This is a genomic window from Paracoccus tegillarcae (assembly GCF_002847305.1).
Taxonomy (GTDB): domain Bacteria; phylum Pseudomonadota; class Alphaproteobacteria; order Rhodobacterales; family Rhodobacteraceae; genus Paracoccus; species Paracoccus tegillarcae.
In genome coordinates this window covers 65867-88810 of the sequence record NZ_CP025408.1, presented here as the reverse complement: position 1 = coordinate 88810, position 22944 = coordinate 65867, and the positions used below count along the sequence as shown (strand labels likewise).

The following is a 22944-nucleotide window of genomic DNA, read 5'->3' as shown; positions in this document are numbered from 1 at the left end:
CATGCGTGTTGTCGCCTTGACCTATGTCAAGTCAGGGGGCGGAATCTGGTCGTCGGCGATTTTTATTTTGGCCAGGAACGGTTTCTGGTCCTGTGAGCCATGGATGGTGCAAGCCAGCGGATGGGCGTTGCTGCCTGGGTAGTGGAAACGATGATCTCCGGTCGCCAAAACATTGGCTGTCTGGTTAGTCTGGTGGCGTATGACCGCGATTCTTCGCAAGAGAGAACTGGCCGCGACCGCTTGCCCACAGGGATTAGGGCGGTCGAGCGGGCGGTCAAACCGTGAGTTTTTCACCTGACACAGCCTGTCCTGCGCCAAGGCGACAGGCAGATGAGGCCCAATCAAGACCGGCACGCATCAATCCAGCCTGTGATACCCGAAAACGCGAAGACCTGATCAGTCTGATCCCAGGATAACCGCAAGGTCATCCTGAGGTTCTTGGCGTGCGTCCATATCGAGACCGTTTTGGATGTGCTGCAAATGAGAAATCAGGATCTGTTCGGCCTTCTCCGGTTCTTGCGCCAGAATCGCCTGCAAGATGTCGTTGTGTTCGTGATCGGGGCAACTGGCATCTTCCGATGAACCAAACAGCCCGACAATCAATGATGTCCGTGTCACCAACTCACGCATCATGCGGAAGATGAACTGGTTTCCGGTCGCTTGCGCGAGTTTCGTGTGAAACTCACCGGACAAGCGAATGATCTCGGTACGCTGGTTCTTTTCACGGGCTGCGTCTTCCAGCGCGATGTGGTCTGTGAGAAGCGTGAGATCAAGATCGCTGGACTGTCTCGCCAACTGACGGACAAGCGGCGGTTCAATCAGCATTCTGGCCGCGAAGACATCATTCGCTTCGGATTTGTCGGGGCAGGCGACGTATGCGCCGCGATTTGACTGCAGCTTGATGATGCCCTGACTGGATAGCAAAAGCAGCGCGCGCCGAACGCGCATGCGGCCGACGCCAAAGGTTTCGCACAGGCGGGCTTCGCTGAGTTTGGTATTCGGCGCCAGCCGCTGTTCCATGACCGCCCGGTAGATACGCTCGACAATGAGGTTTTCGTCCACACCCGTTTTCGGGTCCGTCGCGGTGACGCTTCTTTGCTGAGGATTGACGGGCACAAGAGCACTTTCAAAGCTGATTGGTGTTTGGGATGTGGGCGCAACTACAGACTTACGATCCCACTCATCTAAGGCCAAGCGCTGGATTTTGTCGACCAAAATACAAAATTTGTTGACATATATTGTTAACAATCGTGAAGTGACCCTACGGCATGAATGGGACTTCCATCAAACTGCCGGCCAAAAAGGCGCAAAACGCGCGGAATTTGAACCCAACGGGAGTTTGGACATGCAACGAAAAACACTTGTGAACGCGGCGCTGACAGCGGCAGCACTGACAGCATTTGGTGCAGCCGCAGCCTCTGCAGAGAACCCGGCGCTAAAGATCGGCTTTGTCGGTGTGACCAGCGGACCCGCCGCGGCATGGGGCATTTCAAACCAGCGCTCGATGGAGGCCCGTGCGGCCTGGATCAACGAAACCGGCGGCTATACGATCGGTGATACGACGTATGACATCGAAATCGTCTCTTTTGACGACCAGAAGGATCCCAAGCGCGCGATCGCAGGCATGGAAAAGATGGCCCAAGAGGGCATCCATTATGTTGTCGGGCCAAATGTCGACGACGGTGCGGCGGCGGTGCGGCCGGTGGCTGAATCCAACGGCATCATGTATTTCCCCTATGCATTCCCCAAGTCTCTCTACGAGGCCCCGGCCTCGAACGCGGTGCTGGGCATGGTTGCGAACTACCAGTCCGGACCGGCGATCTATAAATACCTGATGGAAGAAGAAGGCGTGAAAACCGTGGCCTTTGTCGCGGCCAACGAATCCGATCCCCTGAGCCAGCGCGATGGCGGCGTCGAAGCGGCCACGGCCCTCGGTCTGGACGTGGTTTCGTCCAATGTGACCTATCAGGTCGATACGACCGATTTTACGCCCGTTCTGACGCCAGTGATGCGCGAACGGCCTGATCTTCTGGTTCTGTCCGGCGTGTCGCCCGCAAATGCACCGCAGCTGATCCGTTCCGCGCGTGAACTGGGCTTTGAGGGGGTGATCTCGACGGAAACCGCGCAGGATGCGGGTGTTCTGGCCGAGGGTGCTGGTGATCTGGCCAACGGTTTCATCTCGGTCGGCGGTGCCTCCACGCCAGAGCTTGCGTCACCGATGATGGATGAGTTCGTTCAGCGATACAGCGACATGTTCGGCGAATATAACGACGAGTCGAACACCAAGGTCTATGCGTTGGAATACATCCTCGAGACGCTGAAGGCTGATCCAGCCGCCATTGATGATGTCGATGCCTTCAAGACCACGATGGACACGTTCGAAGCACCGAACCCTTATATGAGCGGCGATGCGACGTTGCGCTATGTCGGCATGACATCCTTTGGCCAGCGCCGCCAGATCGCGGTTCCTCTGGTTGTGAATGTGTACAAGGACGGGGCGTTTGAAACGCTGTTCGTCGCTGAAGTCGACTGATCACGCCGTCTTCTGCTTGTGAATTCTTCCAGAGCAGAACATGCCCGGGCCGCGCCGGCCCGGGCCATTTCCCAGAAAGAGAAGCCTCATGGAACAGATATTTGCCAATGGCGTCTATCTGGGGTCCCAGTATGCGATGATCGCGCTTGGTCTGACCCTGATCTTTGCCATCATGAATGTCCTCAACTTTGCTCATGGTCAGATGTACGTCATTGGCGGTTTCGTCACCTATACGTTCTATGGTCAGTGGGGCGTGCCGTTTGTACTGGCGCTGGTGATGTCTTGCGTCACGCTTGCCATTCTTGGTGCCTTGATCGAGAAATTTCTCTTTGCGCCGGTGATCAAGGGATCGGCGCGCGAAGAAAGCACGATGTTGTTGGCCGCCGGGATCGCCTTCTTTCTTGATGCGGTGATCCTGCTGGTTTTCGGTGAAAAGCAGCGCGGCGTTCCGAAAATCGTTGACGGTGTGTTCAACTGGGATTTCCGGATCATCATGCCTTACGATCGCATTCTGATCTGCCTGCTCGCAATCCTGTCGATCGTCGCTTTCATCGGATTGATGCAATACACGCGGACCGGACGTGCGCTGCGCGCCCTGGCCCAGGATCGCACCGCGGCGCAGTTGATGGGCGTCAATGTGGACCGGTATTCGATGATCGGTTTCGCGCTTGGCGCGATGCTGGCCGGGCTGGTCGGTGGTCTTTTGGTCACGATCACCGGGGTGAACCTCGGGATGGGCGGACCGACCTCGATCAAGGCTTTCATGATGGTGATGATCGGCGGCGCTGGTGTGATATCCGGCGCAATTTGGGGCGGCTTTATCCTCGGCTTCATGGAAGCGATCGGTCTTGCGCTGCTCTATCAGTACGGTGACATCACCTATCTGCTGATCTTCGTGTCCCTGATGATCTTTCTCGCCATCCGGCCGCAAGGCCTGATGGGCAAGCCGTGGGGTTGATCTGATGGCTGGATTTACCTCGAAACAGTTGATCGGTGTCGGCATCTTCCTGGTCATGATCTTCATCGGCATTCCGCTGATCATTGGTGCAACAGGGCGTTGGGACTTTTACTTCACGCTTACATCCGTCGCGTTGCTGGCGATCGCCAGTGCCGGTGTCTGGCTGACCTTTTACATCGGGCGGATCAATATCGGCCAAGGCGCCTTCGCGCTGATCGGCGCTTACGTCTCGGCCATTCTGGTGGTCGAAGCAGGATGGTCATTCTGGATTTCCCTACCAGCCGCGGGTCTTTTTCCGGCATTGGTGGCGATTCTGATCGGCCTGCCCATCCTGCGGCTGCGCGGCGTCTATTTCGCGATGATCACGCTGGTTCTGACGCAGGTCGTGACACTGACGGCCCTCGCGCTGCCGATCACCAACGGGGCTACGGGCATCTCTAACATCCCGCTGCCCAAGGGCATATCGGTCTTGGGGATTTCAATCCTGCCGGACTTTGCTGCAATGGAAAACACCAAGCTGGCCTTCTATTATACCGCCTGCATCATCATGGTCATGACCTATGCGGCGCTCTATCGGCTGGTGAATTCCCGGCTGGGGCATCTGTGTCGTTCCATGCAGCAGAACGAGGAATTGGCCAGTTCGATCGGCGTCAACATTTCCTATATCCGCATCGTGATATTCGCCATTTCCAGCTTTTTCGGCGGGCTGGGCGGGGCCATGTTCGGCTCGATCGCGCAATCGGTCTATCCGTCCAGCTTTCAGGTCGCGGATTCAGTAAACTTCATGCTGAACTGCTTTCTTGGTGGTCTTGGCTACGTCTTTGGCCCGATGCTGGGCACGCTGGTTCTGTACTTTGGCTGGGACCTGCTGTTCGAGTTCGGCAAATATCAGATGCTGATCTATTCAACGATCCTGATCCTCATCATTCGTTTCCTTCCCAATGGGCTGATGAGTATTCGCTTTGGCAAAGGGGGTGACAAATGAGCCCGCTTCTTCAGGTCAAGAATGTCACCAAGAAATATGGTGGGCTTACGGCAAACAACAGCATCAGCTTTGACGTCGCGAAAAACGAGATCCTGTCCGTGATCGGGCCGAACGGTGCGGGGAAATCCACGCTGTTCAAGATGATCGCATCGTTCACGCCGACCACGTCGGGTGAGGTGATCTATCAGGGCGAGCGGATCTCTAATCTCAAGCCGCATATCGTGGCGCGCAAAGGGGTCGTGCGTACCTTTCAGGAAACCACGATCTTCAAAAGCATGACGGTGCGCGAAAGCGTTGTCGTGGCACAGCACTTGCGGGCGAGGGCCTCTCTTGCGGGCTATTTCTGGGGCACGAAAACGGCCAAGGACGATGTGAGTGCGTTCGAGAGATATGCAGATGAATTGCTGGAGTTTCTGGGCATGTCCGAGATCAGCAAAGAACAGGCCAGCAATCTGCCGCAGGGCAGCCTGCGCGCGCTTGGCATTGCCATCGGTCTTGCGACGGATCCCAAGGTGCTGCTGCTGGACGAACCTTTCGCCGGAATGAACCATGATGAAACCATGAACATGGTGAAACTGGTCCGCTCTGTGCGTGATGAACGCGGCGTGACGGTCTTGCTCGTGGAACACGATATGCCGGCAGTCATGAATATCTCGGATCGGATTGTGGTGCTGAACTTTGGCGAAAAGATCGCCGAGGGGACGCCAGCCGAAATCCAGAACAATGACAAAGTCATCGAGGCCTATCTTGGCAGCGTCGACGACGAGATCGGGATGTGAACCATGACAGCCATGTTGGATTTCAAGGACGTCGAACTGTATTATGACCATGTTTACGCGCTCAAGGGCGTATCCCTGCATGTAAATCAGGGTGAAACCGTCGCGTTGATCGGGGCCAATGGTGCGGGCAAGTCCTCTATCCTGCGCGCCATCACCGGCCTGGCAAAACCGGCGAAAGGCGCGGTGAGCTTCGAGGGTCAGCGCGTGGATGGCACCGACCCTTCCGCCATCGTCAGGCGCGGCATCGCCATGGTGCCCGAGGGGCGCCGCGTGTTCCCCTACATGTCGGTCAAAGACAACCTGATGATGGGGGCGTTCACACGCAAGGACAAAGCCGGGATCCAGACCAGTTTGGACAGCATCCTGACGCGCTTTCCGCGCCTCAGGGAACGCTACGGCCAGAGTGCGGGAACGCTGTCGGGCGGCGAACAGCAGATGATGGTGATTGGTCGCGCATTGATGGCCAAGCCCAAGCTCTTGTTGCTGGACGAGCCAAGCCTTGGGATCGCGCCAAAGCTGGTGCAGGACATTGCCCGTTCAATCGTTGCCATCAATCGTGACGAGGGCGTTTCGGTGCTGCTGGTCGAACAGAATTCGCGCATGGCGCTGAGCATTTCGCATCGCGCTTACGCCATGGCAACCGGCAAGGTGGTGATCGAGGGCGTCTCGAAAGAGCTGCTGCATGATGACCGGATCAAGGCCGCCTACCTTGGCGGCGAGGTATGATGTGACATGAAAATTCTGGTAGTTAACCCCAACACGACCGTGTCCATGACCCACAAGATCGCCAAGGCGGCGCGCGCCGTTGCCCGCCCGGATACAGAGATTGTCACCACCAATCCCAGCAAGGGCCCAGCCAGCATTCAGGGCTTTCTTGATGCTGCAACCTGCGTGCCGGGGCTGTTGGAAGAGGTCGCCCGGCATCCCGATGCCGATGCGATTGTCATCGCCTGTTTTGATGATACCGGGCTCGACGCTGTACGGATGTCCGTTTCGGTTCCGGTTTTGGGAATTGGCGAGGCCGGATATCACGCCGCCAGCATGATCGCCAACAAGTTCAGCGTGATAACGACGTTGTCGCGCTCTGTCCCGGGGCTGGAAAACAACCTGATGCGCTATGGGCTTGCCCAGAAATGCGTCGCGGTGCGGGCAACGGATATTCCAGTGCTCAAGCTTGAAGAAGGTGATCCAGCGACCATGCTGAAAATCCGGTCCGAGATCCGCGAGACGATAGAACAGGACAAGGCAGAGGCAATCGTCCTTGGCTGCGCCGGGATGGCCGATCTGATGGCGGAGCTGAGCGAAGAATTCGGCCTGCCGGTCATCGATGGGGTTGCAGCCGGCGTCACATTTGCCGAGGCGCTGGTGAACAACAAACTCAGCACGTCGAAAATCGGAGCCTATTCAAGCGCCTGATCAGTTCCTCGCGTCGGTGGCGCAAGGCCATGGCGGCATGGATGCCGCCAACCACCGCTGCAGGAGCCGCGACACCGTGCGGCGAGCCCAGTAACGGAAGTTCGCCCAAGGGGGGGTGATGCGGTGGAGGCGCACAGGCCGTCAGAGGGTCTGTGAGGCAGTCCCACGACGTCGACCTCCCACCACTATTCTTCTGCCTGGCTGGTGCGGTTGGCCCGAGGCAGCGCGTTGCCTCTGATGCACAACGAACGCTCATCCTCTGCCGAGAGGAACAAACTCAACAGCCGTTTTTCAGGAAGATCTTGGTGGAGCCAAGGGGAGTCGAACCCCTGACCTCTTGAATGCCATTCAAAAGACAGGCTAAAACGAAGGCGCGCAAATCATAACATCTGCATTGCATGAAGCGCCTTGAATTGCTGGGTATTGCGCTTATCGTTAGGAAGCGTTACTAACTTGGGGTAACGGTCGAAATCGGCCAAATCTGTTACCCCAGCGTTACCCCAGAAGGTTTCTTGACTGATGGCAAAGGCACTCACGACGCGGGCAGTTGATGCCCTGAAGGCCGATCCTGACAAGCGGATAGAGGTTCCAGACCCGGCGTTGTCCGGGCTTTATCTGGTGATCCAAAAGAGCGGTGCGAAATCCTGGGCGCTGCGTTATCGGTTCGGTGGCAAGCCTGCAAAGCTGACCCTTGGCCGCTGGCCGATCATGGGCGTTGCCGAGGCGCGAGGCGCTGCGACTGACGCGCTGGAAGAAATCCACCACGGGCGCAACCCGGCAGAGGCGAAGAAAGCCGCGAAGGCCGAGGCGAGCGCAGACGGTGACCGCGACAAGCTGTCGAATGTGATCGACCTGTTCATGAAACGCCACGCCAGCCGCAACCGGCGCGGGGATGATGTGCTTGCCATGTTCCGGCGCGAGGTCATGGATAAATGGGGCGACCGGGATATTCACAGTATCGCCAAGCGTGACGTGATCGAGGTTCTGGACGGCATTGTTGATCGGGGCAGCCCCGTGACTGCAAACCGCCTGCGGGCGCATTTGAATACGCTTTTCAACTGGGCGAAGGGCAGGGACATTATCGAGGCGAACCCACTGGACGGCATCAAGCCGCCGGCACCGGAAAAGCCCCGCAACCGCGTCCTGACTGACGACGAGATCAAACTGTTCTGGAATGCCTGCGACGGCTTGGGCTATCCGTTCGGACCGATCTACCGGCTGTTGCTGCTGACCGGCCAGCGGCTGCGCGAGGTGGCCGAAATGTCGTGGCGCGAGATCGACGGCGATACTTGGACGCTGCCCGACGCCAGAAGCAAGAATGCCGATGAACATGTCGTCCCTTTTTCGCCAGAGGCGCTGGCGGTGCTTGACAGCCTGCCGCGCATTGGTGGGCGCTATGTGTTCACCACCACCGGCAACAGCCCCGTGTCAGGCTTCACCCGCGCCAAGGAGCGCGTTGATAAATTGATGGCCGAGGCGTCCGACGATCCGATCCCGGCTTTCACGATCCACGACCTGCGCCGCACGGCTGCAACTGGCATGGCAGGGCTACGGTTTCCGCCGCATGTGGTCGAGGCCGTATTGAACCATCGCAGCGGCACCCGGCGGGGCGTGGCGGGCGTCTATAATCGCTTTGACTATGCCGACGAAAAGCGGGCCGCTCTGGACGCATGGGCGCGCTATGTCACGCAGCTTGTCGAGGGCGAGCCGGGCAACATCGTTCGGATAGGGGGGCGGTGATCATGCAGACCCGTGGGCGCAAAACTCTGTCACTGACTCACGCGGGTGGATGGCTGCGTGACGAGTTGGACGCGAAGACGATTGCCAGCGTGCTACGGTCAAAGGTCCTGCCGCACGACGAAGGCTTGGTATCAGAGATGGCCGATTTCTTAAAGGATAGGTTGGCAATGATAGATCTGGCGCCGACTGTTCTGCGTGGATCGGAAAGGCAGATCGATAGGATAGAAAATGCAGCGAAAGAACTACTTGCCGCCATTCGGGCCTATAAAGATTTCGCTGAGGTATCTCTTTCGATAGAAGGCGAAATCGCCCAGATGGAGGGCGGACATCGCGGTTCACTACCGTTGTATCAGTGGTTGTTGCGCCTCGCCAAACTACGAGAACGATACTTTACGGGGTATGATCCGGCTGCAAGTTACCGTCGCACAATCGGTCGCCTTCACAGCATGATCAAAAATGCTGGCGGCAATGTCGCGGTCCATAAGACTTCCAGCTTTGTTCTGTTTCTCTGCGAGATCGAGGCGCTGCGACCCGGTTTGATTTTCCCGCCGGAGACAGTTAAATCTGGCCGCGCGCGCTATGTCGAAAACGCCTTGAAGGCCGGTTCCCCAAACTAGCGCCGCTTTCCGTCGTAATTTGGGAAATTCTCAAACCGGCAATCGTGTGAATATTGGGAGGCCTAACGCAACCAAGCGAAAGGCACCCAAGTGGCACGCAAGCTTATCTCGGCGACTCGACTCCGCAACGAAATCTTTGATGGCGCATCGGACATGTGGCTTTGGCGTAAGCTGAATGACCCTGAACTGAATTTCCCGCGCCCCATCTATATCGCCAATCGGCGCTATTTTGACGAGGCCGAGGTTTTCGATTGGATTGAGGCGCAGGCCGTGGCATCACAGGGGGCGCTGTGATGATCCACGAAAAAGACTTCCCCGGCGAGGCCGTGAACCAAGCCGGGGACGAAATTCAATCCTGGTGGGATTGGTTCGATCATAACTCGGAACGACAGGATAAGGCAACGGCGCTGATCCGCGCGCTTGTGGATTGTGACGCGCGGGACCGCCTGCCATTCCTTGAAATCCTGCACGATGCCTTGCGCGCGGGCCAGCCTATTGCGCCTTTCGATAGCGTGATGGCCGAGGCGGCACTTTGGGCCGATTGGGCCAGCCGGGCCGAGCGGAAGGCTTACCTGCTGGCCTGCTGGCGGCGTTTGAAACGCAACGACCAGCAAGCCTTTCTGGAATATGTGGCGGGGGCAGCATGAACGAATTTGCCAATCTCGACCGCGTGGCGGCACAATATGACAATCCTTACACCGAAAATCCCGATCCGCGCTTGTCGCGGTTCTTCCCCGCGTCCGATCTGGCGGGAAAGCCGGTCCCTTCGCGGGAATGGCTGGTGCGCGATCTGGTGCCGTCCGGGACCGTGACCTTGCTGGGCGGCGATGGCGGCACCGGCAAAAGCCTGTTGGCGCTGCAACTGGCCTGTGCCGTTGCGTCCGGCGGCAAATGGATGGGGCGGGCCGTATCGTCGGGCGGGGCGCTGTTCATCAGTGCCGAGGATGACACGGCGGAATTGCACCGCCGCCTGAATGACGTAGTGCAGGCGGATGGCCTGCGGTTCGATGATCTGGACCGCCTGACTATGCGCAGCCTTGCGGGTGAGGATGCGTTGCTTGCCATGCAAGACGGCAAGACCGGCGCGCTTCACCCGTCTGCGTTGTTTGCCGAGATCGACAAGCGGACCGACGAAGAACGCCCGGCGCTTGTGGTGCTGGACACGCTGGCGGACCTGTTCCCCGGCAACGAGAATGACAGGGCGCAGGCGCGGCAGTTTGTCGGCATCCTGCGCGGGCTGGCAATCCGCCACGATTGCGCCGTGTTGCTGCTGGCGCATCCGTCGCTCTCCGGGCTAAACAGCGGTTCAGGGACGAGCGGTTCAACGGCGTGGAATAATTCGGTGCGCAGCCGCCTGTATCTGGAACGTGTCATGCAGGACGGATACGAGGCGAATCCCGATGCCCGGATACTTTCGACCAAAAAGGCGAACTATTCCACGACCGGCGGCGAAATCTGCATGACTTGGCGCGCGGGCGTTTTCGTCGCGGATGAGTCTGAAACGGGGCTGGATCGCATGGCGGCAAGCGCAAGGTCCGAGCGGGTGTTCCTCAAGCTGCTGGGCCTTCTGACAGCGCAAGGGCGGCGGGTGAACACTGGTGGCGGGCAGACCTATGCACCAACCGTGTTTTCAAATCACCCCGAGGCCGAGGGCGTGAATAAGCGGGCCTTTCGTTCTGCCATGGAAACCTTGCTGGCGGCGGGCAAGATCAGGCTTGCCGAGGATGGCCCGCCATCGAAACGGCGGCAATTTCTGGAAGCGGTTGAATGACGTTCCGACCGCTTCCAACCCCCTTCCAACCCCCTTCCAACCCCTGTTCCTTCCAACCCCCATACCCCTATATGCTGCGCACCCGCTTGGCGCGGGGCTGCGCAAAAGCAGATAATCCCCTGCGTGTTAGCTGACGTTATAGTTTGATAATCTTATCAGATAGTTAAGCATGAACTATGATTGCGGTGCGCAGCAATCGAGTTTCCATGAACACCGAACGCACCCAGATCAGCACGGCAGCACCTTTCGAGCTTGGCGACGTGAAAGCGCATTGCCGCGTGATGTTCGATGATGACGATTGGCAGATTGCGCAGATGGCCGATGCAGCGGCGCGCGAGATCGAGGCACATTGCGGGCTGGCCCTGCTGGCACAGCGGATCACCGTCACGCTTGGATCGTGGTGCTGCCGCATTCCTCTGCCCATTGGCCCGATCTGGACCGAGGGGCTGACCGACCATCCGTTGACTGTAGAACTGATAGACGAGGCGGGCAACGTGACACCGCACCCGGCGGGCTGGTGGATCGAGGGCGACCGTTATCCCGTCATCAGCCTGACCAGCATGGGACAGGGCCAGCACCTGCGCATCAGCTATCCGGCGGGCTATGGCACGGATCACGCCAGCATCCCGGCTGACCTGCAACTTGCGATCAACGATCAGGCGGCGGCGTTCTATGACCAGCGCGGCGACACGGAAGGACCGCAGGGGCTGACCAATGCAGCGGCGCGGATCGCCGCGCGGCATCGGCGGGTTGCGGTATGACGGCGGCTGCGACCAAGGCGAAGGGCCGGGCTGGCGCTGGTCCCAATGCCCCGAAATCGTCTCAGGCAGGGGACCGGGCGCAGAGTGTTCCGCTCTCTCTTCCGACCCCGAATCCTGCCGATCTGGCGATTGCCTTTCTGGAAACCCTGAAAATTCCAGAGGGGAAAATGGCCGGGCAGCCGCTCAAGCTGGCCGAGTTTCAGCGACGGTTCGTGCGCGGCGCTCTGGGCAATGCCGTGATGGTGGCCTGCCTGTCGATCGGTCGAGGCAATGCCAAGACGGCCCTGTCTGCCGGGCTGGCTCTGGGCGCGCTCAAGGGCGTGTGGGACGATCAGCCGAAACGGGAAATCCTGTTTGCCGCCCGCAACCGCGATCAGGCCAAGACGGCGTTTCAGTTTCTAGTCGGCTTCATCGAGGGCCTGCCAGAGGATGAAAAGGAACAATTCCTGATCCGGCGCGGCTCCAAGCTAGAGGTCGAATACAGCGGCAATGGCGGCGGGCTGGCCCGCTGTATTGCGGCTGACGGCAAGTCGATCCTGGGCGGCGCACCAACGCTGGCCCTGATGGACGAACGCGCAGCGTGGGAACGCGAGAAGGGCGACAATTTGGAAAACGCTATCCTGTCGGGGCTTGGGAAGCGCGACGGGCGGGCGCTGATCATCAGCACAAGCGCACCCGATGACGCCAACACCTTTTCCCGATGGCTGGATGAACCCCCGCCCGGCACCTATGTGCAGGAACATCGCCCGGCTTTCGGGCTGCCTGCCGACGATCTGGAAAGCCTGCTGGCAGCGAATCCCGGCGCGACCGAAGGCATTGGCTCCACACCGGAATGGCTGCTGGCACAGGCAAAGCGGGCGATTGCGCGCGGCGGATCGGCGCTGTCAAGTTTCCGCAACCTGAACCGGAACGAGCGTGTCAGCACCGAGGATCGTTCGGTTCTGGTGACGGTTGACGAATGGCTGTCGGCGGAAGTGAACCCCGATCAGCTTCCCCCGCGTGATGGCCCGTGCATCCTTGGCGTTGACCTGGGCGGCAGTCGCAGCATGTCGGCGGCGGCGTTCTACTGGCCCGATACTGGCAGGCTTGAGGCTCTGGGCACCTTTCCCGGCAACCCCTCGCTTGCCGACCGTGGCGCGGCTGACGGCGTGGCGGGGCGCTATGTCGAGATGCAGGAACGCGGCGAAATGACCGTCATGGGCGATGCGACCGTGCCGCCCGGCCCATGGCTGGCCGAGATCGTGCGACAACTTGACGGCATCCAGCCCGCTTGCATCGTGGGCGACCGCTTCCGCCATGCCGAGTTTATCGAGGCGATGGAAAAGGCCGGTCTGGCCCGTGTCCCGTTCTTGTGGCGCGGGTTTGGTTGGAAAGACGGCAGCGAAGATATTGAACGGTTCCGCCGGGCGCTGTTTGACGGCGAGGTGAAGGTGGCCCCGTCCCTGCTGCTGCGCTCTGCCTTCTCTGATGCCATCGTCCTGCTAGACCCGGCGAACAACGCCAAGTTGGCAAAAGCCCGGTCCCTTGGCCGGATCGACGCGGCGGCTGCGGCTCTGCTGGCAGTGGCGCAAGGCCAACGGATGAAAGCGGCACCGACGCGGAAAGCGAGGGTGGCATGGGCCTGATGCGCGAATATCAGCGGCATTCCAAGCGTGTCACGTCAACCCGGCGCTGGCAGGTGCTGCGCCAAGCGGTGCTGGAACGCGACGGCTGGGCCTGTGTCGATTGCGGCACGGCGCGCGGTCGGCTGGAAATCGACCATGTGAAGCCGGTGCGCAGCAACCCGGAACTTGCCTTTGACCCGACCAACTGCGCCACGCGGTGCAGCCGGTGCCACACCAAAAAAACCCGGATCGAATGCGGGCATCCCGCGCCGATCATCACCCCCGAGCGTGAAGCCTGGGGAAAAGCCGTTGCCGAACTGGCGACACAACCCAACCCGGCAATGTGAGGTATATCATGCTGGACTCTGTGAAAATCGCCCGTCGCCAGTCGGAAATCCGGCAGGCACTGGCCGAACTGGTGGGCAAGGACAAGCCGACCGATGACGAAACCCGCAACATGGAAAGCATGGATGCGGAGTATCGTGCCAATGAAACCCGGTATCGTGCCGCCCTGATCGCGGAAGATACCGAGCGCCGCGAAGGCGGGGCCGATCTGGAAACCCGTTCCTCGCAGGAATGGGCCGAGATGATGGGCCGGTTCGAGCTGCGGCAGGTGGTGCTGGCACTGGACGAGGGGCGCACCCTGTCGGGGCAGACTGCCGAGATCGTGCAGGAAATGCGCAACGCGGGCGGCTATCGCGGTATCCCGGTTCCGCTGGAAGCCCTGGAACAGCGCAACACCGTATCGGCTGACGTGCCGAACCCGGTGCAGACGCGCCCGATCATCGACCGGCTGTTCCCGGCATCGGTCGCGGCCAAGCTGGGCGTCCAGACCATCAACATCGCGCAAGGATCGGTCGAATGGCCGGTTGCCACGGCAGGCGCTATTGCCGGTTGGGCGGCGACCGAGGGGGCAGACGTTCCCGGCCCGAACCCGTTCCAGACTGCCGAGCGGGCACTGGCCCCGGATCACACCCTTGGCGCACATATGCGGATCACCCGCAAGGCGTTAAAACAAGCTGGTGAAGGACTGGAACAGGCCGTGCGGCGCGACATGTCGGCGGCCATCGGTGCCGAACTGGACCGCGCGGTGCTGATGGGCAGCGGCGCGGGCGGCGAGCCTCTGGGCATCGTCCCCGGTGCAGCGACCTATGGCATCACCAGCACGGCGGTGGGCGCCGCGGCAAGCTGGGCGGCCTTCAGGGCCGAGGCGGTAGCCTTCATGGAAGCCAATGCGATCAGCGCCGCATCGGGCGTCAACATGGCCTTTGAACCGGCCATCTGGGCGGAACTGGACGACACGCTGATTGCGGGCACGGCGGTTTCCGAATGGGACCGGCTTGTGAAGCATATTCCGGCGGGCAACATCGCCCTGGCGAACCAGTTGGACGCAGGCACGGCAATCCTGACCACATCGGCAGGCGGCGTTCCCCCGGCTTTCCTGGGCCTCTGGGGAGGGGTGGATATGATCCGCGATCCCTACACCGATGCGCAGAACGGTGGCCTGCGCCTGACCGGCCTTCTGACGGCGGATGTGACCGTGGCGCGCGGCCTGCAAACCCGCATCCTGACCGGCATCGGTGCACCGTAATGCTGTGGGGGGCGTCCATCGGCGCGCTTGAACTGCGCAGCGAGGGCGGGGGAACCCGCCTGTCTGCGACGTTCCCCTATGGCGCGGAAACCGAACTGGCACCGGGGCGACGTGAAGTCATCGCCGCGCGTGCCTTCGCGGATCGGATCGAGGCGGGCGAAGATGTTCACTTGCTGGTCGCGCATTCCTATGATCGCCCGCTTGCCTCACGGGCGGCGGGCAACCTGACCCTGACCGATACCGATGACGCGCTGCGCATCGAGGCGCGGATTGACGCGGGCACAAGCTGGGCGCGGGACTTTCTGGCGGCTCATGCGTCCGGGCTGATCCGTGGCCTGTCGCCGGGCTTTCGCGTCCAGTCTGACGGCGAGCGGATCGAGCGGCGCGGCGCGGACGTGTTGCGCACGATCACGCGGGCGGCTTTGTTCGAGATCAGCGCCGTGACCCGGCCCGCCTATCCCTCTGCACAAATCGAGGCGCGGGCATGGGAAACGCATCAGGATCGCCAGCCCTATCGCGGTGCTATTCATCCCCTCAATCGGTGGAGGCTCTGATGGGCATCATGGATCTGTTCCGGCGGTCGCAGTCGCAAGTTGCTACTCAGGAAACCCGCGCTGTGGCCCCCGGCTATACCGCTGCCGTCATGGCTGCCCGTGAAAACTGGATCAGCGGCACATCCGGGCTGGCCGAGGTCACGGCGGCGGTGCAGACCTGCGTGAGCCTCTGGGAATCGGGCCTGTCGCTGGCCGATGTGAGCGGCACCGATCTGCTGGACCGGCGAACTCTGGCGATGACGGCGCGGGCGCTGGCGCTGCGCGGCGAGGCGGTGTTTCTGATCCGCGATCGGCTCATTCCGGCGGTCGATTGGGACTTGTCCACCCGCAACGGCATTCCCCGCGTGTATCGCCTTGGCATCCCCGAGGCGGGCGGCGGGCGATCCGAGAACGCGCTGGCAGCCGAGGTGCTGCACTTCCGCATTGGCAGCGACAACGTGACACCCTGGACCGGCACGGCACCGCTGCGGCGGGCGCAGCTATCGGCGCAACTGCTGCATGAGGTGGAAACCGCCCTGCGCGACGTGTTCAAGGACGCGCCCCTGGGCAGCCTGATTGTCCCCGTTCCCGAGGGATCGACCGAGGATATGGCCGAGTTGCGGCGCGGCTTCCGTGGCCGTCGCGGGGCCTCTCTGGTGATCGAGGGCGTGGCCCAGGCGGCGGCGGCTGGTATGCATCCGAACATTGGCAAATCGCCGGATCAGCTTTCGCCCGATCTGGAAAAGACGCTGGCCGACAAGTTTCTGAGCGAGGCCAAGGGCGCGATCTTCGCCGTCTATGGCATCTTGCCTGCCATGTTCGCCCAGAATGCGCAGGGACCGCTGGTCAGAGAGGCACAGCGGCACCTGGCGCAGCTTGTCCTGCAACCCATTGCCGGGCTGATGGCCGAGGAAGCGACCGAGAAATTCGGGCAGGCCGTAAAACTGGACGTGGTGCGGCCGATGCAGGCGTTTGACGCTGGCGGCAAGGCGCGGGCCTTCGCAACCATGCTGGGCGCGCTGGCCGAGGCCAAGGCGGCAGGGCTGGACCTTGCCACAATCAAGGACGCGGAAAGCTTCATCGACTGGGCGGATTGAGCCATGCTGGTCATGACCCCGGAAGCAAAGGCGATGCTGCGGAAAGAGCGCCGCCGGGAACGTGATGCCATGCGCGGCAAGCTGGGCGAGGGTCGGCATCGGGCGCTTGTCGACAGGCTGGCACAGGTCATCAGGACCGAGCGCGAGGCCGGGCGCATCGCGGTTCCGTTTAATCTGGAAGGACCGCTGCGCCACGCGATCCGGGCCAAGCTGTGCCGCGAGGGCTGGCGCTGGTCCGATGCCGATGCCATGGCCCGCGACTTGCTGGACGCGACGTTCAACCGCCTTGGTGCACACAGGCCGCCGTGGAACGAAGGGCAGCCGGAATGGCTGATCGAGGCAGGCACACTGATTCAGAGGGACCGCTGTGCAAGGCGTGGCTGCGGCAAGCCACTGCCCGAGGGGCACCGCAAGTTTTGCGGCAAGCTGTGCCGGGACGCGCACCATACCAGCTTGGAGCGGCTTATGAGTGCGGACGAGGACGCCGCGCTTGATATGGCGGTCGGACGCGAATGACCGACGCGCTGTTCAAGACCTTCTGCAAGGGCTGCGGGACGGAGTTGCCGAGCGGCCCATATGCCGAGGTGCGGCAATGGTGCTCCCAGAAATGCTATATGCGGGCCTATCACGATCTGGACAAGCAAGCCCGGCTGGACGCCAAGCGCGCCCGACCGCCCTGCAAGCAATGCGGCGGGCCTGTCGCCATCCACAAGGACCGGCGGGCGGTCTATTGTTCTGTGCAGTGCCAGCGGAAAGGTGGCCGGGCGGAATGGCGGCTCAGGCTGGCCCGTATCTGTGAGCATTGCCGTAAGCCCTATGTCCCGAACACCAAGGATCAGCGGTTCTGTGGCCAATGGTGCCGGGCGCAGGCGACGATCCGAAAGCACCATCCGCGACCCTGCGAATGGTGCGACACCATGATCGAGAACCCGAGGCGGGCAGCGGCGAAATACTGTTGCAGCACCTGCGCCGCGCGGGCGCGCGTGGCGGCAAAGAGGGCGAAAAACGAAATCTGAATTTCGTTACCCCAAACGTTACCCTAACAGAAATCAGTGCGGTCTTTCGCGTCTGTCGTTCTGTCTAACTGTCTGATTTTATTGGTGGAGCCAAGGGGAGTCGAACCCCTGACCTCTTGAATGCCATTCAAGCGCTCTACCAACTGAGCTATGGCCCCACCGGAGGTCTCGCGCAGCATCGCTGCTCGGCGCGTGGAGCGTCGTATATGGGCGGGCGGACGGGGGTGCAAGGGGAAATCTCGTGCCAATGCGAGATTGTTCAAGGTCGTAGAGCCAGTTTGCCAAAGCAGAGGGCGAGCGCCGTTTCTCCGGCGCTCGCCCCTTTGAATCAATTCGTTTCGACATCGGCTGCATGGCGCCGGATCGCAGACGATCAGTCGTCTTTTTCGTCCGAGACGTCGGCGATCTCGTCCAGCGAAACGTCGTCGTCATCATCATCATCGTCCAGCAGGTCATCGTCCAGATCGCCGCTGTCGTCATCATCCAGATCGTCATCGTCGTCGGTGGCGGCGTCCGGCTTGTCCTTGGCTTTGGACGGTTTTTCCGTCGACAGTTGGCGTGAACGACCATCAGTCAGGCTCTCGACCGAGAAGCTTGCACCGCAGGCGGGACAGGTCATCGGATCGGTCTGCAGGTCGTAAAAGCGGGTCGCACAATGCGGACACAGGCGTTTCGTGCCCCATTCTTCCTTGGGCATGGTAATCTCCTTCAGCCGCTATTAGGGAATTCGGGTAAATCGGCGTTCCCCTGCCATAGTGCAAGGGGGGTGTCAAAGGCTTTTCTGACGGGAATTCTGGTTTTGGGCGAAAGCTTTACTACTGCCGATGGTACTCAGGTCCTGCTGCGGCGCTCGGCCAGGGCGCGGCGCATGACGCTGCGGGTGGCGCGGCATGGTGGCGAGGTCGTGCTGACCCTGCCGCCGCGGATCAGCGCGGACGAGGGCCGCGCCTTTGCCGAAACCAAGTCCGGCTGGCTGCGGCAGGTGCGCGCACGGATGCCAGAGGCCCGGATCGCGGCGCATGGTGCGGTGTTGCCCGTCGCCGGGCAGGGCCTGCTGATCACGCCGTCGCCGCTGTCCAGCGCACGGATCGCGGGCGAGGCGCTATTGGTGCCGGAAAACCGGGCGGCAGGTCCGGTAGTGCGCGCCTTTCTGAAGCATCAGGCGCAACAGGCGCTGCTGGAGGCATGTACCCGCCACGCGGCTGCCCTCGGCAAACCCTTCCGCGCCATAGCCCTGCGGGATACGCGCTCGCGGTGGGGCAGTTGTACCAGCGATGCGCGGCTGATGTTTTCCTGGCGACTGGCGATGGCGCCCTATCCAGTGCTGGATTACGTGGCGGCACATGAGGTCGCGCATCTGGCGCATATGGATCACTCGCCACGGTTCTGGGCGGCAGTCGAGCGGCTGATGCCGGGCTATGCCCCGCAGCGTGCCTGGCTGCGCCAACAGGGCGATACATTGCTGGCCTGGCGATTCGGCGATTGACCTGCGCGCGATTTGTGATCACAAGCCGCGCATGGATACGCTTGCCGGGACGCCTCAGCGCGCCACCACCAATGACACCGCCGCGCATGAGCGTCTGTACCGCAGCCTTCGCGGCCAGATCATGCTGGGCGAGTTGCCGCCCGGGCAGGCGCTGACGCTGCGCGGGTTGGCGGCCGAGCATCACGTCTCGATGACCCCGGCGCGAGAGGCGGCGCGACGACTGGTGGCCGAGGGCGCGCTGACGCTGTCGGCCTCGGGCCGGATATCGACGCCGGAACTGACCGATGAGCGGATCGAAGAACTGGCGGCCCTGCGCGCGCTGATCGAGCCGGAACTGGCATCGCGCGCGCTGCCACGGGCGCATTTCGCGCTGATCGACCGGCTGACGCGAATGAATGGCCAGATCGCCGACGCGGTAGAGCGGCACGATGCCGTGGGCTATATCCGCACCAATCTGGATTTTCACCGCACGCTGTATCTGCGCGCACAGGCGCCGCTGATGCTGGCCATGCTGGAGACCATCTGGCTGCAATTGGGGCCGACCATGCGCGCGCTGTATGGGCGGGTCAAACGCAACGAGCCGCCGCGCCACCACCGGATGATTCTGGCGGCCTTGCGGGCCGGGGACGAGCCCGCCTTGCGCCTCGCCATCCGCGCTGATGTGACCCACGGGCTACGGCATCTGACCAGCACTTAGGTCGGGTTATCGGCGGATTGCCGCCGTCATCGCAGAAAATGCTGGATCAGATCGCCAAAAGGTTGCGTTCTGTCACATACGCCTTTGTGGGGGAGGTCGTATGACGAATCGACGCGAATTGTTGCGTCTTCTGGCTGCATCTGCGCCTGCGGCTGCCGGGATCGGGCTTTGGCCCAGCTCTTTGCAGGCTCAGGCCGAACGGGCGGGGTTGATCGCCGCAAATGTCTGTAGCCTTTCACCGGAAGTGACCGAAGGGCCGTTCTATCTGGATCCGAACCTTGTTCGCCGTGATATCCGCGAGGATCGTGGCGGCGTTCCCATGACGATGAACGTGCAGGTTGTGACCGCCGATTGTCGCCCGATCAATGGCGCGCGCGTTGATCTGTGGCATTGCGACGCGCAGGGAAATTACAGTGGATTTGCGCGGCAGGGCAGCGACAACACGCGGGACACGCGGGGGCAGACCTTTTTGCGTGGCACGCAGATCAGTGGCAACGGCGGGCAGGTGGCGTTCCAGACCATCTTTCCCGGCTGGTATCGCGGGCGCACCACACACATGCATTTCAAGGTCATTCTGGGGCGTGACGAGGCGCTGACCGGACAGATCTTCTTTCCCGATGCCCTTAGCCAGTATGTGTTCGAAAACGCCTCGGCCTATGACCGCGCGGCGCTGCAGGACACCACCAATGTTGATGACTGGATCGCGATCGACGCGGGCGAGGGTGCCTATGCCCAGGTCAAAGAACGCAGCGACGGCTATGACGCGTCGCTGGTTGTGGCGGTCGATTATACGGAACGTCGCGGAGCCTCGGTGACGCGGGGCGCAGAGTACGAACTGGCGACAGGGACCTAGCGGGGCTGCCTCTCGGGTTTGCTGTGCCTCGGCGATTGCCTGAACCGCCGACACATCTGTGATGATTTGCGCTCGCGCGCCCCGGATCGCAATGACCCCGATAGCAGCTGGTAAGGCGCTTAGCCGGCGCCGCCAAATCTGGGCATCTGCAAACGTGGCATTTGCAGGCCGGTCGCGGCTGCGCCCGGCTGTACGCCGACATTCATGGCCGACGGGATGATGCGCGTGTATTTCGTGCCCTCGATGCTGGCACCGGCCATCAGCCCGCTTTGACCAAAGACCAGTGCAACGACCGGGTGCTGTGCGGTGACCGTATCGGCGCCCACGGCCAGCCCGCCGGTCGGGATGGCGTAATAGGCATCGGCCCCTGCGACCCAACCCGGCGAGGCCCGGAACGCGGCCAGCGCCTGCTGCGACTGGAACACCAGCACATGCGCATATTGCTGCGCGCCCGCCTGAAAGCCGACACTGGCCTGCGTCGCGGAATAGTAATCGACCGTCGCGCCCTGAATGCGCAGCGCGCCTTGTCCATAAGCACCGCCGATTCCGAACCCCGCCTCGGTCATCAACGGCATGTAAAGGATGCCTGCCGCAGACTGGGCCATGGCGGCGGTCGAAGGATAGGTCTGGACCATGTATTGATGCGTCGCATCGACACGGGCCTCTAGCCGGCCGGCGGCGTTCTCGCTGGTCCCGTTATTGCAGCCCGCAACGGCCAGCGTTGCGGTCGCGCCTGCGCCCAGCAGCAGCCCACGGCGGCTTATGGTGGTGAAATCGCTCATTGTCGCCTCATCATTGATCCGCCGGGCACTTTGCGGCCCGTTCGGGGCAACAATACGCGAATTCGCAGGTTCAGACCAGCATTTCAGCCGCTTTGGGCGCGAAATAGCTGAGCACCCCGTCGCAACCTGCCCGGCGAAAGGCCAAAAGGCTTTCCATCATCGCATCGCGCGACAGCCATCCATTCTGGATCGCGCCCTCGATCATCGCGTATTCACCACTGACCTGATAGGCAAATGTGGGCGCGCCGAACTGGTCTTTGACAGCGCGACAGATGTCCAGATAGGGCATGCCTGGCTTGACCATGACCATATCCGCGCCTTCGGCCAGATCGCGGGCAACGCAGCGCATCGCCTCGTCGCGGTTCGCGGGGTTGATCTGATAGGTTTTCTTGTCGCCCACCAGCCGACCCGATGCCCCCACGGCATCGCGGAACGGTCCATAAAAGGCGCTGGCATATTTCGCAGCATAGGACAGGATCGCCACATGCTTGTGCCCTGCGCCTTCCAGTGCGGCCCGCAGCGCCCCGATGCGCCCGTCCATCATGTCGCTTGGGCCAAGGATATCGGCCCCCGCATCGGCCTGCGCCAAGGCCATCTTGACCAGCGCCTCGACGGTTTCATCATTCAGGATCTGGCCATCGACGACAAAGCCGTCATGGCCGTTGATGTTGTATGGATCCAACGCGATATCGGTCATGACCGCCAGATCGGGCGCGACCTCCTTGATCGCGCGAATGGCGCGGTTGCCGATGTTTTCCGGGTCCCAGGCCCTTTCGCAGGTCTCGTCCTTCAGATCGGGATCGGAATGGGGAAAGACGCAGATGGCCGGAATGTTCAGCCGCATCGCCTGTTCAGCCGCGCGCCGCGCACCGTCCAGTGTCAGCCGTTCGACACCGGGCATCGAGGGGATCGCCCCTTCTGCACCCGCAACCTCGGACACGAAGATCGGCCAGATCAGATTTGCGGGCGTGAAGTTCACCTCGGCCACCATGTCACGAAGCTGCGCCGTGCGACGCAGGCGGCGCAAGCGCGAGGCAGGGAAGGGGGCGATGATCGGCGTTGCCATTTTGGGGGCCTTTCCTTGGGCTGCCCCCCGTTCTAAGGTCGCGCGCGATTGACCACAAGAAAGACCGAGCGTGCCTCAATTCACCGGATTTCTGGACCTGCTGGACGCCCGCAGCTTTGGCAGCGTCTGGTACTGGCTTGCCCTGATCCTGCTGTGGGGCAGCAGCGGGCGCGCCGTCGTCGGCGTGCCGACAGATGTCGTCAATCGCGCGCGGCGCGACCCCGAGGGCGAGCCGGGACTGGCCCTGCTGGACTGGCTGACGCTGGCCCTGCCGCGTTGGCGATTGGGACGCACCGAAGGCGTTGTGATGCTGGGTCTTGCGGCGTTCGCGACCACATCGCTTGCGATGCTGGGTTTTGGCTATGGCATGGAACTGGCGCAGGCGGCGTCGCTGCTGGGGATACCCTTGCTGATCCTGTTTCTGATGCGCCTTCGGCTTGCGCAAAGGTTGCAGCAGGTGATGGTCGGGGCGCATGATGGATCTGTCACGCCGGGTGATGCCGTGGCGCGGGTCCTGCGGCTGATCGTGATCCACCGCAGGCTGGCTTTTGTGCTGTCGCTTCTGGCGATCGGCATCACCGCCTTGTGGGGCACTGTCTGGCAGCTTTTGCACCCCAATGGGCTGTAGTTCGCCTTGACACCAACTGCCACTGGCTTAC

Annotated in this window: 26 protein-coding genes, 1 tRNA gene and 1 pseudogene; 23 read left to right on the top strand and 5 right to left on the bottom strand. The window is 61.6% G+C overall.

Annotated elements, in window-relative coordinates:
- Nucleotides 1-396 precede the first annotated feature (396 nt).
- Nucleotides 397-1116, bottom strand: coding sequence for a GntR family transcriptional regulator (locus tag CUV01_RS00475; RefSeq protein ID WP_232962791.1), 720 nt, complete (start codon nt 1114-1116; stop codon nt 397-399).
- Nucleotides 1117-1345: 229 nt separating this feature from the next.
- Between CUV01_RS00475 and CUV01_RS00470 the strand changes: the two genes are divergently transcribed.
- The 19 genes from CUV01_RS00470 (at nt 1346) to CUV01_RS00380 (ending at nt 17401) form a co-directional block, all read left to right on the top strand.
- On the top strand, nt 1346-2533 hold the full coding sequence (locus CUV01_RS00470; protein ID WP_101458755.1) for an ABC transporter substrate-binding protein: 1188 nt from the start codon (nt 1346-1348) through the stop codon (nt 2531-2533).
- A gap of 88 nt (nt 2534-2621) precedes the next feature.
- Nucleotides 2622-3491: a branched-chain amino acid ABC transporter permease gene (locus CUV01_RS00465; protein WP_101458754.1), complete on the top strand. Its 870-nt coding sequence runs from the start codon at nt 2622-2624 to the stop codon at nt 3489-3491.
- A 4-nt stretch (nt 3492-3495) separates the two neighbouring features.
- Nucleotides 3496-4476 (top strand): branched-chain amino acid ABC transporter permease, encoded by a 981-nt coding sequence (locus CUV01_RS00460; RefSeq protein WP_101458753.1) that lies wholly within the window; start codon nt 3496-3498, stop codon nt 4474-4476.
- Complete coding sequence (locus tag CUV01_RS00455; RefSeq protein WP_101458752.1) at nt 4473-5255, top strand: ABC transporter ATP-binding protein; 783 nt, start codon at nt 4473-4475, stop codon at nt 5253-5255. Before CUV01_RS00460 ends, CUV01_RS00455 begins: the two co-directional genes overlap by 4 nt.
- 3 nt (nt 5256-5258) lie before the next feature.
- A complete protein-coding gene (locus CUV01_RS00450) occupies nt 5259-5981 on the top strand; it encodes an ABC transporter ATP-binding protein (RefSeq protein ID WP_101458751.1) in 723 nt (240 codons plus the stop codon).
- Nucleotides 5982-5987: 6 nt separating this feature from the next.
- Nucleotides 5988-6671, top strand: a complete 684-nt coding sequence (locus CUV01_RS00445) for an aspartate/glutamate racemase family protein (protein WP_101458750.1) — start codon at nt 5988-5990, stop codon at nt 6669-6671.
- A gap of 519 nt (nt 6672-7190) precedes the next feature.
- Nucleotides 7191-8411 carry a tyrosine-type recombinase/integrase gene (locus tag CUV01_RS00440; RefSeq protein WP_101458749.1) on the top strand — a complete coding sequence of 407 codons (1221 nt, stop codon included), beginning with the start codon at nt 7191-7193 and terminating at the stop codon, nt 8409-8411.
- Between the two features lie 2 nt (nt 8412-8413).
- Complete coding sequence (locus CUV01_RS00435) at nt 8414-9028, top strand: hypothetical protein (protein WP_101458748.1); 615 nt, start codon at nt 8414-8416, stop codon at nt 9026-9028.
- A gap of 90 nt (nt 9029-9118) precedes the next feature.
- Nucleotides 9119-9322, top strand: a complete 204-nt coding sequence (locus CUV01_RS00430; protein WP_101458747.1) for a helix-turn-helix transcriptional regulator — start codon at nt 9119-9121, stop codon at nt 9320-9322.
- On the top strand, nt 9322-9675 hold the full coding sequence (locus CUV01_RS00425) for a hypothetical protein (protein WP_101458746.1): 354 nt from the start codon (nt 9322-9324) through the stop codon (nt 9673-9675). Before CUV01_RS00430 ends, CUV01_RS00425 begins: the two co-directional genes overlap by 1 nt.
- The gene (locus CUV01_RS00420; protein WP_101458745.1) at nt 9672-10799 is read left to right on the top strand and encodes an AAA family ATPase; all 1128 of its coding nucleotides are present in this window, start codon (nt 9672-9674) and stop codon (nt 10797-10799) included. The genes CUV01_RS00425 and CUV01_RS00420 overlap by 4 nt, the downstream gene beginning before the upstream one ends.
- 206 nt (nt 10800-11005) lie before the next feature.
- Nucleotides 11006-11560, top strand: coding sequence for a head-tail connector protein (locus CUV01_RS00415; protein WP_157994740.1), 555 nt, complete (start codon nt 11006-11008; stop codon nt 11558-11560).
- A 167-nt stretch (nt 11561-11727) separates the two neighbouring features.
- On the top strand, nt 11728-13185 hold the full coding sequence (locus CUV01_RS00410) for a terminase large subunit domain-containing protein (protein ID WP_232962364.1): 1458 nt from the start codon (nt 11728-11730) through the stop codon (nt 13183-13185).
- Nucleotides 13176-13511, top strand: coding sequence for an HNH endonuclease (locus tag CUV01_RS00405; protein WP_101458743.1), 336 nt, complete (start codon nt 13176-13178; stop codon nt 13509-13511). The genes CUV01_RS00410 and CUV01_RS00405 overlap by 10 nt, the downstream gene beginning before the upstream one ends.
- Before the next feature lie 8 nt (nt 13512-13519).
- Entirely contained in the window at nt 13520-14755 is a 1236-nt protein-coding gene (locus tag CUV01_RS00400; protein ID WP_101458742.1) for a phage major capsid protein, read from the top strand.
- Nucleotides 14755-15309, top strand: a complete 555-nt coding sequence (locus tag CUV01_RS00395) for an HK97 family phage prohead protease (RefSeq protein ID WP_101458741.1) — start codon at nt 14755-14757, stop codon at nt 15307-15309. Before CUV01_RS00400 ends, CUV01_RS00395 begins: the two co-directional genes overlap by 1 nt.
- Nucleotides 15309-16385, top strand: a complete 1077-nt coding sequence (locus tag CUV01_RS00390) for a phage portal family protein (RefSeq protein ID WP_101458740.1) — start codon at nt 15309-15311, stop codon at nt 16383-16385. The genes CUV01_RS00395 and CUV01_RS00390 overlap by 1 nt, the downstream gene beginning before the upstream one ends.
- Before the next feature lie 3 nt (nt 16386-16388).
- Nucleotides 16389-16901: a hypothetical protein gene (locus CUV01_RS00385; protein WP_101458739.1), complete on the top strand. Its 513-nt coding sequence runs from the start codon at nt 16389-16391 to the stop codon at nt 16899-16901.
- Complete coding sequence (locus CUV01_RS00380; RefSeq protein WP_101458738.1) at nt 16898-17401, top strand: hypothetical protein; 504 nt, start codon at nt 16898-16900, stop codon at nt 17399-17401. The genes CUV01_RS00385 and CUV01_RS00380 overlap by 4 nt, the downstream gene beginning before the upstream one ends.
- An 82-nt stretch (nt 17402-17483) precedes the next feature.
- On the opposite strand, the gene CUV01_RS00375 is transcribed toward CUV01_RS00380, so the two are convergent.
- A tRNA-Ala gene (locus CUV01_RS00375) sits at nt 17484-17559 on the bottom strand.
- A gap of 215 nt (nt 17560-17774) precedes the next feature.
- On the bottom strand, nt 17775-18098 hold the full coding sequence (locus CUV01_RS00370; RefSeq protein ID WP_101458737.1) for a TIGR02300 family protein: 324 nt from the start codon (nt 18096-18098) through the stop codon (nt 17775-17777).
- A gap of 102 nt (nt 18099-18200) precedes the next feature.
- Here CUV01_RS00370 and CUV01_RS00365 point away from each other — a divergent pair, with 102 nt between their 5' ends.
- From CUV01_RS00365 to CUV01_RS00355, 3 genes are all read left to right on the top strand, one after another.
- Nucleotides 18201-18887, top strand: coding sequence for a M48 family metallopeptidase (locus tag CUV01_RS00365; protein ID WP_232962789.1), 687 nt, complete (start codon nt 18201-18203; stop codon nt 18885-18887).
- Between the two features lie 31 nt (nt 18888-18918).
- Entirely contained in the window at nt 18919-19584 is a 666-nt protein-coding gene (locus CUV01_RS00360) for a GntR family transcriptional regulator (protein WP_101458736.1), read from the top strand.
- A gap of 100 nt (nt 19585-19684) precedes the next feature.
- On the top strand, nt 19685-20437 hold the full coding sequence (locus CUV01_RS00355) for an intradiol ring-cleavage dioxygenase (RefSeq protein WP_101458735.1): 753 nt from the start codon (nt 19685-19687) through the stop codon (nt 20435-20437).
- Between the two features lie 212 nt (nt 20438-20649).
- Here the strand turns inward: CUV01_RS00355 and CUV01_RS00350 are convergent.
- Both CUV01_RS00350 and hemB read right to left on the bottom strand, forming a co-directional pair.
- A pseudogene (locus CUV01_RS00350) lies at nt 20650-21219 on the bottom strand (lipid-binding SYLF domain-containing protein); the annotation flags it as partial.
- 70 nt (nt 21220-21289) lie between these two features.
- Nucleotides 21290-22285 (bottom strand): porphobilinogen synthase, encoded by a 996-nt coding sequence (gene hemB, locus CUV01_RS00345; protein WP_101458733.1) that lies wholly within the window; start codon nt 22283-22285, stop codon nt 21290-21292.
- Between the two features lie 70 nt (nt 22286-22355).
- Between hemB and CUV01_RS00340 the strand changes: the two genes are divergently transcribed.
- On the top strand, nt 22356-22913 hold the full coding sequence (locus tag CUV01_RS00340; RefSeq protein ID WP_101458732.1) for a hypothetical protein: 558 nt from the start codon (nt 22356-22358) through the stop codon (nt 22911-22913).
- Nucleotides 22914-22944 lie beyond the last annotated feature (31 nt).

What these genes read in the sequence shown, in the direction of transcription:
- CUV01_RS00415 (WP_157994740.1), top strand. Translation starts at nt 11,006, where the DNA reads ATGAACACCGAACGCACCCAGATCAGCACGGCAGCACCTTTCGAGCTT.
- CUV01_RS00385 (WP_101458739.1), top strand. Translation starts at nt 16,389, where the DNA reads ATGCTGGTCATGACCCCGGAAGCAAAGGCGATGCTGCGGAAAGAGCGC.
- CUV01_RS00405 (WP_101458743.1), top strand. Translation starts at nt 13,176, where the DNA reads ATGGGCCTGATGCGCGAATATCAGCGGCATTCCAAGCGTGTCACGTCA.
- CUV01_RS00470 (WP_101458755.1), top strand. Translation starts at nt 1,346, where the DNA reads ATGCAACGAAAAACACTTGTGAACGCGGCGCTGACAGCGGCAGCACTG.
- CUV01_RS00360 (WP_101458736.1), top strand. Translation starts at nt 18,919, where the DNA reads ATGGATACGCTTGCCGGGACGCCTCAGCGCGCCACCACCAATGACACC.
- CUV01_RS00435 (WP_101458748.1), top strand. Translation starts at nt 8,414, where the DNA reads ATGCAGACCCGTGGGCGCAAAACTCTGTCACTGACTCACGCGGGTGGA.
- CUV01_RS00390 (WP_101458740.1), top strand. Translation starts at nt 15,309, where the DNA reads ATGGGCATCATGGATCTGTTCCGGCGGTCGCAGTCGCAAGTTGCTACT.
- CUV01_RS00460 (WP_101458753.1), top strand. Translation starts at nt 3,496, where the DNA reads ATGGCTGGATTTACCTCGAAACAGTTGATCGGTGTCGGCATCTTCCTG.
- CUV01_RS00465 (WP_101458754.1), top strand. Translation starts at nt 2,622, where the DNA reads ATGGAACAGATATTTGCCAATGGCGTCTATCTGGGGTCCCAGTATGCG.
- CUV01_RS00370 (WP_101458737.1), bottom strand. Translation starts at nt 18,098, where the DNA reads ATGCCCAAGGAAGAATGGGGCACGAAACGCCTGTGTCCGCATTGTGCG.
- CUV01_RS00445 (WP_101458750.1), top strand. Translation starts at nt 5,988, where the DNA reads ATGAAAATTCTGGTAGTTAACCCCAACACGACCGTGTCCATGACCCAC.
- CUV01_RS00420 (WP_101458745.1), top strand. Translation starts at nt 9,672, where the DNA reads ATGAACGAATTTGCCAATCTCGACCGCGTGGCGGCACAATATGACAAT.
- CUV01_RS00450 (WP_101458751.1), top strand. Translation starts at nt 5,259, where the DNA reads ATGACAGCCATGTTGGATTTCAAGGACGTCGAACTGTATTATGACCAT.
- CUV01_RS00440 (WP_101458749.1), top strand. Translation starts at nt 7,191, where the DNA reads ATGGCAAAGGCACTCACGACGCGGGCAGTTGATGCCCTGAAGGCCGAT.
- CUV01_RS00455 (WP_101458752.1), top strand. Translation starts at nt 4,473, where the DNA reads ATGAGCCCGCTTCTTCAGGTCAAGAATGTCACCAAGAAATATGGTGGG.
- CUV01_RS00355 (WP_101458735.1), top strand. Translation starts at nt 19,685, where the DNA reads ATGACGAATCGACGCGAATTGTTGCGTCTTCTGGCTGCATCTGCGCCT.
- CUV01_RS00410 (WP_232962364.1), top strand. Translation starts at nt 11,728, where the DNA reads ATGGCCGGGCAGCCGCTCAAGCTGGCCGAGTTTCAGCGACGGTTCGTG.
- CUV01_RS00395 (WP_101458741.1), top strand. Translation starts at nt 14,755, where the DNA reads ATGCTGTGGGGGGCGTCCATCGGCGCGCTTGAACTGCGCAGCGAGGGC.
- hemB (WP_101458733.1), bottom strand. Translation starts at nt 22,285, where the DNA reads ATGGCAACGCCGATCATCGCCCCCTTCCCTGCCTCGCGCTTGCGCCGC.
- CUV01_RS00380 (WP_101458738.1), top strand. Translation starts at nt 16,898, where the DNA reads ATGACCGACGCGCTGTTCAAGACCTTCTGCAAGGGCTGCGGGACGGAG.
- CUV01_RS00425 (WP_101458746.1), top strand. Translation starts at nt 9,322, where the DNA reads ATGATCCACGAAAAAGACTTCCCCGGCGAGGCCGTGAACCAAGCCGGG.
- CUV01_RS00400 (WP_101458742.1), top strand. Translation starts at nt 13,520, where the DNA reads ATGCTGGACTCTGTGAAAATCGCCCGTCGCCAGTCGGAAATCCGGCAG.